This is a genomic window from Chitinophaga sp. 180180018-3 (genome assembly GCF_037893185.1).
Taxonomy (GTDB): domain Bacteria; phylum Bacteroidota; class Bacteroidia; order Chitinophagales; family Chitinophagaceae; genus Chitinophaga.
This window is the reverse complement of record NZ_CP140772.1, coordinates 7,171,340-7,187,233: the sequence shown is the minus strand read 5'-3', so window position 1 is coordinate 7,187,233 and position 15,894 is coordinate 7,171,340. Positions and strand designations below refer to the sequence as shown.

General features: G+C 46.3%; 13 protein-coding genes. 8 read left to right on the top strand and 5 right to left on the bottom strand.

Going from position 1 to position 15,894, the window contains the following annotated elements; all coding sequences use genetic code 11:
* Window positions 1–1,386 (top strand): efflux RND transporter periplasmic adaptor subunit, encoded by a 1,386-nt coding sequence (locus UNH61_RS28285; RefSeq protein WP_326995363.1) that lies wholly within the window; start codon window positions 1–3, stop codon window positions 1,384–1,386.
* Between the two features lie 103 nt (window positions 1,387–1,489).
* Complete coding sequence (locus tag UNH61_RS28280) at window positions 1,490–2,512, top strand: NAD(P)H-dependent glycerol-3-phosphate dehydrogenase (protein ID WP_326995362.1); 1,023 nt, start codon at window positions 1,490–1,492, stop codon at window positions 2,510–2,512.
* Between the two features lie 87 nt (window positions 2,513–2,599).
* On the opposite strand, the gene UNH61_RS28275 is transcribed toward UNH61_RS28280, so the two are convergent.
* On the bottom strand, window positions 2,600–2,878 hold the full coding sequence (locus UNH61_RS28275; protein ID WP_326995361.1) for a hypothetical protein: 279 nt from the start codon (window positions 2,876–2,878) through the stop codon (window positions 2,600–2,602).
* Between the two features lie 409 nt (window positions 2,879–3,287).
* Between UNH61_RS28275 and UNH61_RS28270 the strand changes: the two genes are divergently transcribed.
* The 3 genes from UNH61_RS28270 (at window position 3,288) to UNH61_RS28260 (ending at window position 7,435) form a co-directional block, all read left to right on the top strand.
* Window positions 3,288–5,561: a glycosyltransferase gene (locus UNH61_RS28270; RefSeq protein ID WP_326995360.1), complete on the top strand. Its 2,274-nt coding sequence runs from the start codon at window positions 3,288–3,290 to the stop codon at window positions 5,559–5,561.
* 7 nt (window positions 5,562–5,568) lie between these two features.
* Entirely contained in the window at window positions 5,569–5,931 is a 363-nt protein-coding gene (locus UNH61_RS28265; protein WP_326995359.1) for a response regulator, read from the top strand.
* Between the two features lie 70 nt (window positions 5,932–6,001).
* On the top strand, window positions 6,002–7,435 hold the full coding sequence (locus UNH61_RS28260) for a sigma-54 dependent transcriptional regulator (RefSeq protein ID WP_326995358.1): 1,434 nt from the start codon (window positions 6,002–6,004) through the stop codon (window positions 7,433–7,435).
* 50 nt (window positions 7,436–7,485) lie between these two features.
* On the opposite strand, the gene UNH61_RS28255 is transcribed toward UNH61_RS28260, so the two are convergent.
* The 3 genes from UNH61_RS28255 to UNH61_RS28245 form a co-directional block, all read right to left on the bottom strand.
* On the bottom strand, window positions 7,486–8,916 hold the full coding sequence (locus UNH61_RS28255; protein ID WP_326995356.1) for an ATP-binding protein: 1,431 nt from the start codon (window positions 8,914–8,916) through the stop codon (window positions 7,486–7,488).
* Window positions 8,917–8,962: 46 nt separating this feature from the next.
* On the bottom strand, window positions 8,963–10,399 hold the full coding sequence (locus UNH61_RS28250) for an ATP-binding protein (protein ID WP_326995355.1): 1,437 nt from the start codon (window positions 10,397–10,399) through the stop codon (window positions 8,963–8,965).
* 461 nt (window positions 10,400–10,860) lie between these two features.
* Entirely contained in the window at window positions 10,861–11,208 is a 348-nt protein-coding gene (locus UNH61_RS28245) for a hypothetical protein (RefSeq protein ID WP_326995354.1), read from the bottom strand.
* Window positions 11,209–11,313: 105 nt separating this feature from the next.
* On the opposite strand from UNH61_RS28245, the gene UNH61_RS28240 reads away from it, so the two are divergent.
* The 3 genes from UNH61_RS28240 (at window position 11,314) to UNH61_RS28230 (ending at window position 14,673) form a co-directional block, all read left to right on the top strand.
* Window positions 11,314–12,096: a Ku protein gene (locus UNH61_RS28240; protein WP_326995353.1), complete on the top strand. Its 783-nt coding sequence runs from the start codon at window positions 11,314–11,316 to the stop codon at window positions 12,094–12,096.
* The gene (locus UNH61_RS28235) at window positions 12,093–13,268 is read left to right on the top strand and encodes a DNA polymerase ligase N-terminal domain-containing protein (RefSeq protein WP_326995352.1); all 1,176 of its coding nucleotides are present in this window, start codon (window positions 12,093–12,095) and stop codon (window positions 13,266–13,268) included. The genes UNH61_RS28240 and UNH61_RS28235 overlap by 4 nt, the downstream gene beginning before the upstream one ends.
* A 61-nt stretch (window positions 13,269–13,329) precedes the next feature.
* Window positions 13,330–14,673 (top strand): sigma-54 dependent transcriptional regulator, encoded by a 1,344-nt coding sequence (locus tag UNH61_RS28230; RefSeq protein ID WP_326995351.1) that lies wholly within the window; start codon window positions 13,330–13,332, stop codon window positions 14,671–14,673.
* On the opposite strand, the gene chrA is transcribed toward UNH61_RS28230, so the two are convergent.
* Window positions 14,668–15,828, bottom strand: coding sequence for a chromate efflux transporter (gene chrA, locus UNH61_RS28225; protein ID WP_326996176.1), 1,161 nt, complete (start codon window positions 15,826–15,828; stop codon window positions 14,668–14,670). The two genes, UNH61_RS28230 and chrA, sit on opposite strands and share 6 nt — an antisense overlap.
* Window positions 15,829–15,894: the final 66 nt, after the last annotated feature.

Below are 15,894 nucleotides of genomic sequence, written 5' to 3'. Positions count from 1 at the left end.
ATGAAGAAAAAGACACTTTACTGGCTCATAGGCATACTTTGTTCATTTGTTATTTTACTCCTGGTACTGAAAGCGTCCGGAGTTATCGGTAAAGATGAAGGTATTAAAGTTGCTGTAGACAAAGCTGCTAACCGTAATATTATAGAGGTGGTTACCGCCAGCGGCAAGATTTATCCCGAAACAGAGGTAAAAGTCAGCTCCGACGTATCCGGAGAAATCACCGACCTCCTTGTACAGGAGGGCGATTCCGTAAAAAAGGGACAGGTACTGGCACGCATATACGCGGATATTTATGGCTCCATGGTAGATAAGGCTGCTGCCTCCGTAAGCCAGACACAGGCCCAGCTCGCGAATTCTGCTGCTTCGCTTAACTCTTTCCAGGCAAGGCTGGATCAGAATAAAGCCGCTTTTAACAGGAACAAAGAACTGTTAGCTCAGAAAGTGATCTCAAAATCAGAATTTGAAACCTCTCAGGCCACTTATCTTGCTTCACTGGCAGATTATAATGCCGCCGTACAGCAAATCAATGGTAACAAGTTCGCCGTACGAAGTGCACAGGCTAACCTGAATGAGGCAAATAAAAACCTCGGCCGTACTACCATTGCAGCACCGATGGGGGGGATCATATCCCTGCTTTCAGTGAAGAAAGGCGAACGTGTTGTGGGTACAGCACAGATGACTGGTACCGAAATGCTCCGCATCGCTGATATGAATAGTATGGAAGTACAGGTAGATGTGGGAGAAAACGATATCCCCAAAGTAAAGTTCGGCGACACTGCACTCATCGAAGTAGACGCATACAACAACCGCCAGTTCAAAGGTGTAGTAACCCAGATAGCCAGTTCCAGCAAAGGTGCGGCCACTGCCACCGTAGCTACTGCCTCCTCCGCGGAACAGGTTACAAGTTATATAGTACATATCCGTATACTGCCCGAGAGTTACCACGATCTTATTAACAAGCAGAAAAGAACATTCCCTTTCCGTCCGGGTATGAGTGCCAGCGTGAATATACAAACCAGGTATGTGAACAATGTACTGGCTATCCCCATCAATGCGGTAACTACCAGGGATACTACTTCCAAGGCACATGGCGATAAAAATGATAAAAAGCAGCCAGCACAGGACGATACAACGCCTACTTCTTCTGCCAGCACAAAACAGGAATTGAATGAAGTGGTTTTTGTATTACAGAAAGATGGTACCGTGAAGATGATAACTGTAAAAACCGGTGTACAGGACGACGCCTGGATACAAGTGACTTCCGGCCTGAGCGCAGGCGATCAGGTAGTTTCAGCCCCTTACTCCGCCATTTCACGCCTGCTCGATAATGGTAAGAAAGTAAAGCTGGTACCTAAGAACCAGCTGTTTGAAGGGCAAGCCAAATAATATAAGAATTAGGAAATAGCGAGAAGACCTTAGCGATGGATAATTATTCGCTAAGGTCTTCTCGCTATTTCCTAATTCTCTATATTGCATAAAAATTTGCAATGTGAGTAAGAGTATTGGAATTATAGGCAGCGGTAGCTGGGCTACTGCGCTGGCAAAGATCCTGACAGACAACGGACATCATATTCACTGGTGGATCAGGAATGATGACACTATCCAACACCTGCAGTTAAGACATCATAACAAGCATTATCTGACCTCCGTATACTTTGATACCAGCCTGCTGACACTTAGTAACGACCTGCAGAAAATAGTAGCTGCCTGTGATGAACTGGTACTGGCAGTACCTTCCGCTTTCCTTGAAAATGTGTTGAGCGGACTGGCAGCAAATGCCCTGAACAATAAAAAAGTAATCTCTGCTATTAAAGGGCTCGTGCCCAGTAATAACGACCTGATAGGAGAATACCTGCTAAAGCATTTCGGATTAACTGCCGATCGGTATTTTACCATCACCGGGCCTTGCCACGCCGAAGAAGTAGCCAATGAAAAACTGTCGTACCTCACTTTTTCTGGTACTCAGTTGGAAACTACCCAGACTATCGCTGATAAATTCACTTCAGGTTATCTCCGCACTATCGTGAACACCGATGTAGTAGGTGTGCAGCTGGCAGCCGTGTTGAAGAATATATATGCTTTGGGCGCTGGTATAGCGCATGGCCGGGAGTATGGCGACAACTTCCTCAGTGTGTTTATCACCAACTGTTTCAGGGAAATGCAGCATTTCCTGGAAAAATATGAAGAGTTAAAAGCGATTGTGGCGGGAACTGAGCCGGTAACACACAATTACAGCGCCAGTGCATATCTCGGCGATCTGCTGGTGACCTGCTATTCTCTGCACAGCCGGAACCGCACCTTTGGCAATATGATAGGCAAAGGCTACAGCGTTAAAGCAGCCCAGCTCGAGCTGAACATGATAGCAGAAGGTTATTATGCCAGCAAATGCCTGCATGAAATGAACAAAAAAATAGGAGCCTATATGCCGGTTGCACAAGCGGTATATGCCATTTTGTGGCTGCAGGTACACCCCGCAGAAGCATTTCAGGCACTCGAAAAAGGATTTATCTGATAGAAATGGAATATTCGGTGAACTTCGGTCGGAACAGACTAAGTTCACCGGATCGCCGGTAGCCGGAGGCTACATATGCAGATGATCTTAATAATCATCATACCCCTCATAGTTATCTTCCCCTATTTTTACTATTGCCCTGACATTCGGAAAATACTGCCTGATCAATCCGGCTATCTTGGTCGACAGATAGTCGCTCAATACAGGCCCCTCATAATATTCAATCTCGTTAGTTTCATCAGAGATAATATACTCCGTGATATTACGGTCGATAATAGCCTGAAAACGTCGTTGCCGGGGTAGCTTCCGCAAATTGATTTTGGTTGGAACACCATCTACATTAAATGTGCATGCAATGTTTCGCATAGCGCCAATTGGGTTTAAATGACGAAAGGATTGGTTTAGTGTCTTTCACATGACAGCCTGGGTGCTTGGTTTAGCTAAAATAAGCTGAAATGGACAAATGGACATATTTATCCGGGTATATATAGGTTATTGATGAGTAATGTGCTACAATAACCAGCTATCGGGATAAAATGTTTTACAATTGTAAATATAAATATTTATATTCACTGTTAATAGAATGTGAATTTTTTTGGTTGGCTGGCATGTGGACAATTAACAAATTTTTGTGGAAGGATTTCTACATTTTCGTTCACGATAAATCAGTAAAACCGCAAGGGGCCGGCATTGGATTGATATTTGAAATATCCTGAATCCCGATCCATGACAAGTGTGGAGCGGGAGAGACTGTTTACTGTGAAAAACTGTCATTATGAAAGTCAGGACCTTGCTATTTGTGACCTCCTATCCGCCCCGCGAATGCGGTATCGCAACTTTTGCCCAGGATCTGGTGAATGCCATGAATAAGAATTTTGCAGGCAACCTCCGCATAGAGGTAGCCGCATTAAGAGAAGCCGGCAAACCTGCTGATCCGCACACAGGGCCAGTTACGTACACAGTAAACCCTTTTGATATTGATAACTGCATCGACTTTGCCCAGAAAATAAATCGGGATAACCGGATAGATCTGCTCTGCTTTGAACATGAATTCGGCCTTTATGGAGGTGAATTCGGCCATAACCTGCTCGCGATGATATCCTTGCTGGATAAGCCTTTTATAGTACGCTTCCATACGGTATTACCCTACCCCGATATTAAATGCACAAAAGTGGTAAGTCTCATCAGCACATTGGCGGCGAAGGTGATCGTTATGACCCGCTCGTCTGCCACACTGCTCAGGGAAGTATATCAGGTGCCGGCAGAAAAGATTGCACACATTCCTCACGGTACACACGCACACATAGTAGAAGATGTACCTGCGCTGAAAGAACAATATAACCTGAATGGCAAAATGGTACTCAGTACCTTTGGCCTGCTGAGCGAGAATAAAGGAATAGAAACAGGGATTCGTGCCATGAAACACATTGTGGATGAATATCCTGAAGCTATGTACCTGGTGTTGGGAAAGACGCACCCCGTGGTGTTTTCCCATGAAGGAGAGCAATACCGGGATTCCCTGGAATTATTGGTGAAAGAACTGGGCCTGGAGAATAATGTGAGATTTGTGAATGCGTATCTTTCTCTGGAAACGCTGCTCGACTATCTGTCGCTGACTGATATATACCTCTTCACATCAAAAGACCCGCACCAGGCTGTTAGCGGTACTTTTGTATACGCCATGAGTGCAGGATGTGCAGTTATATCCACTTCTTTTGTACAGGCCCGCGAAATGCTGGACGATGGCGCCGGTTGCCTCATTGGCTTTAATGAACCCGGACAGCTCTCCGCCGCCGCAACGCGACTGCTGGGCGATCCGGATCTTCGCCGGCAAATGAGCGAAGCCGCTATCGAAAAAACACGCAGCTCTATCTGGGAAAATGTGGCCATCGCCCACATGGAAGTAATCAGTGATGCACTCTCTGAAGATCGCATCCTGCCTAACCTGCCACCTCCTTACCTCGATCATATCGATCGTATGACCGACGAAACGGGCATGTTGCAGTTCTCCCGGCATGATGTACCTGATCCCGAGTATGGCTACACCCTCGATGATAACGCCCGCGCGCTCATAGCCATGTGCATGTATTGCAGTGAACTGAAACCTTCCAGCTTCGTCAACTCGCTGCTGCGCAGGTATATCGGTTTCATAAAACGCTGCCAGACACCATCTGGCAGGTTTTTGAACTACATGGACTTTGATGGCAGCTTCTCTGCAATGAACCGGGAAGTGAACCTCGATGATGCCAACGGCCGAACTGTATGGGCACTGGGATACGCCCTTTCACAGCATCAGCACCTGCCTTTCGATGTAGTACAGGACGCCCTGTCATTGCTGCGTCCCTGCTTCAACTGGATGGAGTCCGTACAATCGCCCAGAGCAATCGCATTTGCGATAAAAGGACTATACTATTTCCTCCAGTACAAACCAGGCGACCGCGCAGTGGAAATCCTGCATCTGCTGGCAGCACGGCTATACGAATATTATCGCAACGAAGCCGACGGCGTCTGGAATTGGTATGAGTCCTGCCTTACATACGGCAATGCTGTACTGCCGGAAGCAATCATGATGGCTTACCAGGTGACAGGCATGGAATTGTATCGCCGCACAGGAGAAAACAGTCTCGCTTTCCTTTGCAGCAAAACTTTCACTGATAGTCATATGAAAGTAATAAGTAACAAAACATGGTATCATAAAAACGCTGTTATACCTCCGGAAGAAGGTGGAGAACAGTCGATTGAAATTGCATACACTATGCTGGCAATGAATACATTTTATAATATCACAAAAAATAATTCATATCTGGAAAAAATGCGCCTGGCTTTTAGCTGGTATCTGGGAAATAATCATTTAAGGCAATTGGTATATAATCCCTTAACTTACGGGTGTTATGATGGATTGGAAAAAAATAACGTCAATCAGAACCAGGGTGCTGAATCAACAGTGTGTTATCTGATAGCCAGACTTTTGATGGAACAATGGAATAAGTACAAGTATGTTACACCGAAACCCAATAGCCTGGAGCCTGTCCGACTCGGCTTCAACTAATAAGACCATGAAGCATCCAAACATTCTGATCATCGACGACGAACCGGATATATGCAAACTTTTACAGCTGACGCTCGTGCGCCATGGTTACTCCGTGAAATATGTGCATGAACTGGGCGAAGGGATGCAATCAATCCTGAAACATCAGCCCGACCTGCTGTTCCTGGATATTCACCTGCCCGATGGATCAGGCCTGGAAGCTTTGCCGGTGATCAAGGAGAAATGCCCGTCGCTGCCTGTGATCACTATCAGCGCTTATGATAATGCCATGGAAAAACAAACCGCGCTGAATGCCGGTGCTGCTTTTTTTCTTGCCAAACCATTCAGCGTAAAACATGTAGACGAACTAATAGGTAACATCAAATGCTGAAAAGCCTGTTATTATAATTAGTACATTTAACCTGCTATTTTGTTAGCAATGACCACATATTACAAGAAGTATGAAAAATATTTTGATCATAGACGATGAAATAAATATCTGTACGCTCCTGAGTAAATTTCTCGGGAAGCATGGATTTGATGTGGACAGTACTATGACCGGTGCTGCAGCACTGAAGATGCTGAGAGAAAAAACATATGATCTGGTACTGTGCGATTACCGGTTAAAAGATACAGATGGCGCCCAACTGTTGCAGGATATCCGTCAGATCAATCCTGCTACCATAGTAATTATTATCACTGGATATACCGATGTAAGGGTAGCTGTGGAAATGGTGAAGAACGGGGCCTACGACTATCTTTCCAAACCCTTGTACCCCGATGAAATACTCAATCTGGTACATAAAGCATTTGCTCATAAGGATGCCGAACAGGAACGACAGGCGGTACGGCCTGTAGAATCGGGCTCAGAGCCGGAGGTGCGGGAAACCCTGCTGACACGTAGTCAGAGCGATAAGAATGATAAATATGTGTATGGAGAAAGCGAAGGGGCACGTGAACTATTCCGTCAGATCAAATTAGTAGCTCCTACAGATTACAGTGTGATCATTTTCGGTGAAACCGGAACTGGTAAGGAATCCGTAGCACATCTTATTCATCATCACAGTAAGAGAAATCAACAGCCGTTTGTAGCGCTCGACTGTGGTAGCCTTTCCAAGGAACTGGCTGCCAGTGAACTGTTTGGCCATGAAAAAGGTTCTTTTACGGGAGCTATCAGTACCAAAATAGGCGCATTTGAACAGGCCCAGGGCGGTACACTCTTCCTCGATGAAATATCTAACCTCTCCTACGATATCCAGGTGGCCATGCTTCGCGTATTGCAGGAGAAATTAATACGCCGCGTGGGAAGCCTCAAGGAAATACCTATTGATGTACGTATCATCGTAGCTTCCAACGAGAAACTATCTGAATCTGTACAGAGAGGCAAATTCAGAGAAGATCTTTTCCACCGCCTGAATGAATTTACCATCTACATTCCGCCACTGCGGGAACGCCGGGAAGATCTGCCCCTGTTCACGGCAGCTTTCGTAAACCAGGTGGAAAGAGAACTGGATAAAACCTGTGGTAAAATATCCGCCGAAGTATGGGATTGTTTTCAACAATATAACTGGCCCGGCAATATCCGTGAACTGAAAAATGTGATACGGAGAGCCTGCCTGCTCACACCGGAGATGGAGGAAATCACCATGACGGCCCTGCCGCTGGAAATGAAAGAAGCATTCGCACAATCATCCGAAGAAGCTCCCGTTTCCGGTGAACTGGCCATCCTCTCCAACGACAACGACCTGAAAACAGTTGCCCTCCAGGCAGAATACAATAAAATCATTAATGTGCTGAAAGAAGTGAAGTATAACAAAACAAAAGCAGCACAGGTGCTGAATATAGACCGGAAAACATTATATAATAAGCTGCGACTGCTCAATATAAATTACTGATAGCTTTTAATTTTTAGTGAAATGCAGCGGAGATTATACGTTGCATTTCACTAAAGACTAAAGGCTATTGTAAAAACTGTTCCCTTACCCGCCTCACTATCAACATGGATCGTCCCTTTATGATTCAGCAGAATATTCTGCGTACTGGTAAGCCCGAGGCCCGTACCTCTGGATTTGCTGGTGTAAAACGGATCAAACAGCCTGGCGAGCTTATCTTCCGGAATACCATGTCCGTTGTCGCCAATCAATAGCTTTACTCTTTCCTGATTCCGTATAGTCGTAATGGTTAGAACGCCTTTGCCGGGTACCATGGCTTCTATGGCGTTGATAATGATGTTGAGGAGAGCGATGACGAGTTTTTCTTCATCTGCCTGGATAGTAATGTCGGGAGATACCAACGTTTTCTCTACGCTGATTTCATTCAGTTTCAACCTGTCTTCCGCCAGCTGTAACGCTTTCTCAGTAACCGCATTGATGCCCACAGGTTCTATATGCAGCTCTATCATACGAGTGCTGTGCAACAGCTCTGTGATAAGCTGATTGATGCGGGTGCAGTTTCTTTCGATGATATCTGTATAAAGTGTTACCTCATCATTGTCGGTGCCTTCTTCCTTAAACTGGCTGACCGCCAGCAATATATTGGTAAGCGGGTTTCTTACTTCGTGTGCTACCACCCTGGCAATACGCCCTGTGATGACGAATTTTTCCTGGTGTTGCTTTTCCTGCTCCTCCCGTTTTTTATCGGTGATGTCCTGGATCACACAAAGGAATATCTGCGCCACTTCATCCAGCGTCACTGCATTGATTAATACCGTCCGCTTATGGTTATCGGATGTTTTGAATTCGTATTCCCGTGAGTGGGCATTGGCAGTGTTGCTGATATCAGCCAGAAAATGCTCGCCCTGTTCTGCAGAGGCAAAGAGATCGCGGAGATGCAATTTTAGTATTGCTTCCCTGTCATAGGCCAGTATACGAAGTGCAGCGGGATTGGCGTCAATGATATGCCGGTCACAATCGGCCAGTATAATCAGATCCTGCGCCTTCTCGAAGATGCCGTAGTATTTCTTTTCTCCTTCTTCAATCGTACGTCGGTGGTGATATTCATCCAGGGCATACCGGATGGATCTTTCCAGCAAATCAGCCGTGATTTCTCCTTTTACAAGATAGTCATAGGCGCCGGCCAGCATCGCTTCCCGGTCGATGTTATAATCCCCTTTACCAGTTAACATGATTACCGGCAACTGTTCCGGCATCTGTTGTATCCTGTGCAGGATATCGATCCCTGTATGAGGCCCCAGACGGTAATCGACCAGGAATACATCATGCGCCCGGCGTTCGATGGCTTCAAGCCCTTTCTGATAAGTCGGCGCCCATTCCAATACATATTGTCCCGGGGAAATATCATGAAGTAACTCTGTTACGAGAAAGAAATCGTCTTCATCATCATCTATCATCAAAATATGTATCGGGCGATCGCTCATGGCTGATAGTTAGGTAGTTTGGCAATAAGAACGGATATCAGTAACATCACGCCTTATGATCATTAATATCGGGTTTTTGTTTCAATGGCAGGATCACTACAAACGAAGCGCCTTTATCCGGCTCGCTGTATGCCTGAATAAAACCATTGTGACTATCGGTGATTTTCTTACAAATGGCCAGCCCTATCCCGGTTCCTGAGTATTCGCTGATACCGTGCAGTCGCTGGAAAATAAGAAAAATCCGGTCGGCATAAGTCTGATCAAAACCAATACCATTATCATCCAGACTGATCCGGCAGAAAACTTCGTTCCACCGGTTTTCTTTTACAATACCTAATTCTTTCCCCGTCAGTACCTGATGATGGATAGATATTTCCAGATGCCGGTCGGGGCTCGCAAACTTTATCGAATTCGCCAGCAGGTTCTGGAATAGCTGATGGAATGAGGTGTCGCTTCCTTCGATAACCGGCAGCTGATCGTATGTGACGAGGGCATTCTTTTCTTCAAGAGGCACTTCCAGGTCGCTGAGTACTTCCTGCAATAACTTGTTCATGTCTACAAGGGTAATGCTCTCGGGGGCCAGACGCCCCGCCCGGGAAAAGATCAGCAAATCATTGATTAATACCCGCATCCTCGAAACAGCCGATACCATACGGTCTATCAGTTGTGTGGCATCCGGAGGAAGCTGATCCTTATATTTCATCTGCAGGCGGTCACTGAAAGTAGATATCTTCCGTAATGGCTCCTGCAGGTCATGAGAAGCCACATAGGCGAACTGTTCCAGCTCCTGGTTAGTCTTGTTCAGCAGTGAGATATTCTGCTGCAGATCGCGCTGGTACGATTTCATCCGGTTTTCGATATGCTGTTGCAACCTGAATTCTTTCGTGAGCGTGATGTAGGAATAGATACCAATAAGAATTGCTACCAGAGATGAAATAAAGATCATAGGTACCCACATCACCGCGAAGAAGTGGAAAAGCTCCGACTTTTCCTGTACCAATCCTTCTTCAATGCGTATCATATCCCTCACCTTATTGTCGATAAGATCCATATTCTTTTCGCCTTCTTTTACCGTCTGCTGGTCCGACTTAACAGATCGTTTGTTCCCCTTCACCAGTTGCTGGTATTTCACTGCCAGTAACTGCCGTAACGTATCCAGGTGACGCTGTTGAACAGGATTATCGGCAGTGATGGTCCGGAGAAACAGGTACTCCTGTTCTATTTTGTTGCTGCGCTCCTGCATACTGGGATTCAGAAAGGAGCTGTCGCCCGTAAGGGTAAAGCCCCTGCTGGCAGCCTCCGCATCTTTTAGTTGCCGGGTAATCACTTCCAGGCGCTTCGATACTTCTATCGCATGGTTAAGTCTGCCGGCATTATCCAACAGGTTTTTTGCCACCATATAAGAAAATACGGATGCAGCCACGATGACGGTAAATGCGATGATAAACCCCAGCCTTATCTTTTTGTGTACTGAAAAATGCATCTGTGCTATACCGGATGTTGAGAAAGCATTTCAAGGTACAATTTTTATACAGGACCAGGAATGCCGGCAATAAGTTTTTTGTGCAGGGTCCTCTCTGCGCAACATATTCTACAGATTGGAGGAATATTCTACATCCTGTTTATGTGCAGGAAAAAATCATGCAGGAGCTCGTCTTTCTGCTTAACCGTTACAGACGTCATATGTCGAATGTTTTCTCCGACAGGCTGCAGCTTTGATGCAGCCATGGAACGAACTTTGCTCGATATCCCTGCGGGCCATTAAAACAGCCCTGTTAGTTCAGCATTTACACGGTTAACGCCGGGTTTGTATAATTGTTAACAGAAACTGCATAAGAAAGCCCCTGCATTGGCAGGGGCTTTCTTATGCAGTTATAAAACAGCAAACCCGCCAACGGCGGGTTGTATGCTGATGAAAATGTGCTGCTCGAATCTCTTCGCGTGCTAGCCGAATAACAGCTGCTCTTCCCTGTCTTCCACTTTTATCTTTTGAATAAATTCGTCGAAACCGGCCTCTGTGTGAGAACTGTAAACGCCGTAGGCATCCAGCACGTAGCCTTTGATACCCTGCCGGTCTTCCATCACATACAGTACTGACGCATCTGAAGGATCTGACTCTCCTTCAAAACGATAGGTTTTGATAATAGTAAGATCTTCCGGGTTATAGATCTTTTGCGCATCCTGGTTCTGTAACCTGCCATGATCGCTCATCTTTAACTCATGATCAAATCCCTTTTCATGCAGTTTCTCCAGTACCCGCAATAATGTGGTCATTTCTCCTGGTTTTTCCATAAAAAAAGGTTTTGGTTAATTGATGGAAAACCAAAACTTATGCCGCGCTGTTTAGATATAGTGGTACTATTTGTGTAAACTTTTTGTTAACTAAAACCATTATTTATGCGTGCAATATGGTCAGGATCAATAGGATTCGGGTTGGTAAATATCCCCGTGAAACTATATAGCGCTACCCAGGATAGCCGGCTGGATCTGGACATGCTCGACGGTAAAAACGGAGCACATATCAAGTATCAGCGTATTAATGAAAATACCGGTAAGGAAGTGCCCTGGGAACAGATCGTGAAAGGCTTTCTTTACAAAGATGAATACATCATATTGGAAGACACTGATTTTGAGGCTGCCAGCCCCAAAAAAAGCAAGGTCATAGAAATAGAATCGTTTGTGGAAGAACGGGAAATCGACGATATCTATTTTGAAACGCCTTATTTCCTGGAACCCGCAAAGGGAGGGGAAAAGGCCTATGCGCTGTTGCAGCAAACGCTTGTAAAAGCAGGTAAGGCTGGTATGAGCCGCTTTGTATTGCGTACACAGGAACACCTGGCCGTCATCAGACCCAGGGAAAATTATCTGCTGTTACAGCAATTGCGTTTTGAGGAAGAGATCCGTTCGTCGGATGACCTGAAGCTTCCTGCTAATATCAAAGTAGAAAAAAGAGAGCTGGATATGGCTATGGAACTGGTGAAACAATACACTACCGACTTCGATATCAGTCAATATAAAGACGAGTACAAGGCCGAGTTGATGAAAATCATCAAAGCCAAAGCCAGCGGAAAGAAACCGGTGATCAAAAAAATGCATGTGGTACATACCACCAGCAGCGATTTGTTTGATCAGCTGAAAGCCAGTCTGAGTAAGCCCGGCACTAAAAAACGTGCGTCATGAGCCTGGCAAAATACAAGCAGAAAAGAAACTTCAGCGAAACAACGGAACCCGTTGCAGGCAAACGGGTGAAAGGATCGCATGCATTTGTTGTGCAGCGTCACCACGCTACCCGGTTGCATTACGATTTCAGGCTGGAGATCAACGGCGTGCTGAAGAGCTGGGCCGTTCCGAAAGGCCCGTCTATGAATCCGGCCGATAAACGCCTGGCGATGGCCGTAGAAGATCATCCATATGATTATAAAGATTTTGAAGGCACTATTCCTGCCGGCAACTACGGGGCGGGTACCGTTTATATCTGGGATAAAGGAACCTTTGAACTGATGAACCCGGGTAAAGATGATTTTGATAAAGAGGCATTGAAGGAACTGGACAAAGGCGATCTGAAAATAGTGCTGAAAGGAAAAAAGTTGAAAGGGGAGTTTGCTGTAGTAAAGATGAAAACGGCAGATGCAAACGCCTGGCTGCTGATCAAGCATAAAGACAAATACGCTGTTGAGGAATATAACAGTGAAGACTATACGCCGGAATCGGTGAAACAACGCGGACTGAAAGAAAAAGAAACAGCCCGCTCAGCTTCGAAGAACAGACCCGTCAGAGGTTTAGCAAACGAACCGGATGTTGACCCTTTACAAGCAATAAAAAAGCGATATAAACCTATGCTGGCAACGCAGGCAGTAGCTCCCTTCGATGACCCCGGCTGGCTTTTTGAAGCTGCTTTAGGTGGACAAAGAACGATAGCTGCGGTACAGGAACATCAGGTTAGCCTGTATGATGAAACCGGAAAATCCTGTCTGAAAAAGTTTCCGGCTATTGCTGCTGCCGTGGAGAAAATTTCGCACAATGTGGTGATGGATGGAGAGATTATTTTACTTGATAAGCAACATGGCGTTCGCGATCAGAACAACCCGGTGTACCTGATTTTCGACCTGCTGCACCTCGATGGGCACGACCTGCAACAGATGCCATTGCTGGAGCGTAAGCAGCTATTAGAAGCCCTCCTGGAACAGTACTCCGGCAAACCGCTTCTTTTTTCCCCCTACACGCAAAAAAATGGCAAGGCACTTTTTGAAAAGGCCGCCCAACAGCAGTGGCCGGGTATCATAGCCAGAAAGGCCAGCAGCCGCTATGAAGAAGGTAAGCGGAGTAAGAACTGGCTCGAAATAAAAAGATGACCCGTTTGCCAACAGATAAAATTCAACAAGGCATAGGACCTATTATTATCTTTGCAGGGCTATGTCTAAAGGCCATATTTTAATTATCGACGACGAAGATCAGCTGCGTAAGCTGCTCAGCAGGCTGCTGGCCCTGGAGGGCTATACGCTGCACGAGGCGCCCAATGTACGGGCGGCCATGAAGATCCTGGAAAAAGAAGAAATTCAGGTAATCCTGTCTGATGTAAAACTACCGGATGGTAATGGTGTAGAGCTGGTACAACAGATACGTGCAAAATACCCGGAAACAGAAACCATTGTACTCACTGCCTATGGCAATATCGCCGATGGGGTACAGGCTATCAAGAACGGGGCATTTGATTATATTACCAAGGGAGATGATAATAACCGGGTGTTGCCGCTGGTAAGTAAAGCGATGGACAAAGCCCGTCTGCAATTCCGTATCCGTGATCTGGAAAAGAAAATAGGCGGAAAGTATGATTTCAGCAGCATACTCGGAGAATCTCCTGAAATACGCGCCGCCATTGCATTGGCGGAGAAAGTATCACCTTCCGATATGACCGTGTTGCTCCTGGGAGAAACAGGCGCCGGGAAGGAGGTATTCGCCCATGCGATTCACGAAGGCAGCCAGCGCCGGCAGCATCCTTTCGTTGCCGTTAACTGTAGCGCCATCGGCAGGGAAATACTCGAGAGTGAGTTGTTCGGGCATGTGGCCGGTGCATTTACCGGTGCGGTAAAAGACAAGAAAGGTTTCTTTGAAGAGGCCCGCGGAGGCACCATTTTCCTCGATGAAATAGGGGAGATGGCCATTGAGCTGCAGGCCAAACTGCTACGGGTGCTGGAAACCCAGGAGTTCTATAAAGTAGGAGAAACCAGGCCAACAAAAACGGATGTTCGTGTAATAGCAGCTACTAACCGGCAGCTGGAACAGGAAATAGCTGATGGCCATTTCCGGGCCGACCTGTTTTACAGGCTTTCTGCTTTCCAGATATCCCTGCCTTCTCTGAATGAGCGACGGAAAGATATCCCTGTGCTGGCAAACTGGTTCCTGCAGCAGATTGCACCTAAGATGAATAAACGCTTCACCGGCATGACCCCGGCCTTCCTGCAGGCGCTGCAACAGCACAGCTGGAAAGGAAATATCAGGGAACTGCGCAATATTATAGAACGGGCAGCCATCCTCACGGATACGGATACACTGGATACACCCGTGTTGCCGTTCGATTTTCAACAGGGAAGTATTGAACACTCATCTTCCTTAAAGCTGGCGGATATGGAAAAACAACATATCGTAAAAGTACTGGCTCATGCCAAAGGCAATAAAACCAGGGCAGCAGAGCTGATGGGAATCGGGCTTACCACGCTGTATAACAAGATTAAGGAGTATAATATCACCGTATCATAACAACCATCCCAATAATAGGCACGTCAGTACAATAAAGGGGGATGGTAGTTTACTGAAGCATAGCAATGCCAGCGTGCTGGCCATGATCAGCAGGTTGTACCAGGTAATGGGTATGGCGAAAAACAGGATAAGGGTAGCCGCCCACATAATCCCTACCACTACGGCATTGATCCCTTCCAGGGCACGGTAAATGACAACGTACTTTTTTAGATTATTCCAGATAGGGAAAAAGAAAAGTACCAGTAGCAGGCTCGGCAAAAAAATGGCAACAGGCGCCAGTATACAGCCGAGGAACTGGTATCCCATGCCCAGATTGCGCATGGCCATACCGCCTACATAAGCAGAAATAGAGAAGGTAGGGCCGGGGAGGGCTCTCATAATACCCGCTCCGGTCAGCAGCTCTTCTGCTGTCAGGTACTGTGATTTGGCGCGGGTCACATATTGTTCCAGCATCATCGCAATCAGGATATCGCCGCCGCCGAATACCAGGCTGCCGAAACGGTAAAAGTTTTCAAACAGGTTGAACGGGCGCCGGGTTATCCATTCATGGGTTCGGGCCATTTCCGACAGGATACCTGCCAATATGAATATCGTGGCAAAAAGCCATATGTTGCCCCACTGTATCTTCCTGGGTTTCTCCGTATTTCCCGGGATTCTTTTATTACTGAAGTTGGAAACGATTCCGCCCAGAATTATCAACGCCGGGAAAGTCCACGGCGATTTAAGGTAGAACGCGGTAAACATGGACACGACCATAATGGCGAAAGTGGCCACACTATTGATACTTATCTTGAACGCGCGGATGCCGCCGTAGGCCAGGAAACCCACTGCCATAGGTTGCACGTACTTGAAAATATCAGTATGGAGCGCGGTTTTCCCGAAATACTGTAACAGAAAACTAAGAGAACCCATGATCAGGCAGGCAGGCGCAATCCATATCAGGAGGGTAATAACAGCCAGCACTACACCTCCGCGTTTATAACCAATCAGCGTAAGGGTCTGAGAGGAAGAAGCACCCGGTAACAATTGGCAAAAGGCATTGTACTCCATCAACTCCTGCTCTGTTACATCCTTGCGCTGCTGTACAAATGTTTTCATCATCATTGCCAGATGTCCTTGCGGGCCTCCGTAGGCAGTGATGCTATGTAGTAGCACAGCTCTCAAAAAAGGAATATGACGTAGAAACACAGCTTATTTTAAGTGAAATCCCGATTCAACGGC

Coding starts and splice junctions, on each gene's coding strand:
- UNH61_RS28285 (WP_326995363.1), top strand. CDS start 1: ATGAAGAAAAAGACACTTTACTGGCTCATAGGCATACTTTGTTCATTT.
- UNH61_RS28275 (WP_326995361.1), bottom strand. CDS start 2,878: ATGCGAAACATTGCATGCACATTTAATGTAGATGGTGTTCCAACCAAA.
- UNH61_RS28270 (WP_326995360.1), top strand. CDS start 3,288: ATGAAAGTCAGGACCTTGCTATTTGTGACCTCCTATCCGCCCCGCGAA.
- UNH61_RS28265 (WP_326995359.1), top strand. CDS start 5,569: ATGAAGCATCCAAACATTCTGATCATCGACGACGAACCGGATATATGC.
- UNH61_RS28260 (WP_326995358.1), top strand. CDS start 6,002: ATGAAAAATATTTTGATCATAGACGATGAAATAAATATCTGTACGCTC.
- UNH61_RS28255 (WP_326995356.1), bottom strand. CDS start 8,916: ATGAGCGATCGCCCGATACATATTTTGATGATAGATGATGATGAAGAC.
- UNH61_RS28250 (WP_326995355.1), bottom strand. CDS start 10,399: ATGCATTTTTCAGTACACAAAAAGATAAGGCTGGGGTTTATCATCGCA.
- UNH61_RS28245 (WP_326995354.1), bottom strand. CDS start 11,208: ATGGAAAAACCAGGAGAAATGACCACATTATTGCGGGTACTGGAGAAA.
- UNH61_RS28240 (WP_326995353.1), top strand. CDS start 11,314: ATGCGTGCAATATGGTCAGGATCAATAGGATTCGGGTTGGTAAATATC.
- UNH61_RS28235 (WP_326995352.1), top strand. CDS start 12,093: ATGAGCCTGGCAAAATACAAGCAGAAAAGAAACTTCAGCGAAACAACG.
- UNH61_RS28230 (WP_326995351.1), top strand. CDS start 13,330: ATGTCTAAAGGCCATATTTTAATTATCGACGACGAAGATCAGCTGCGT.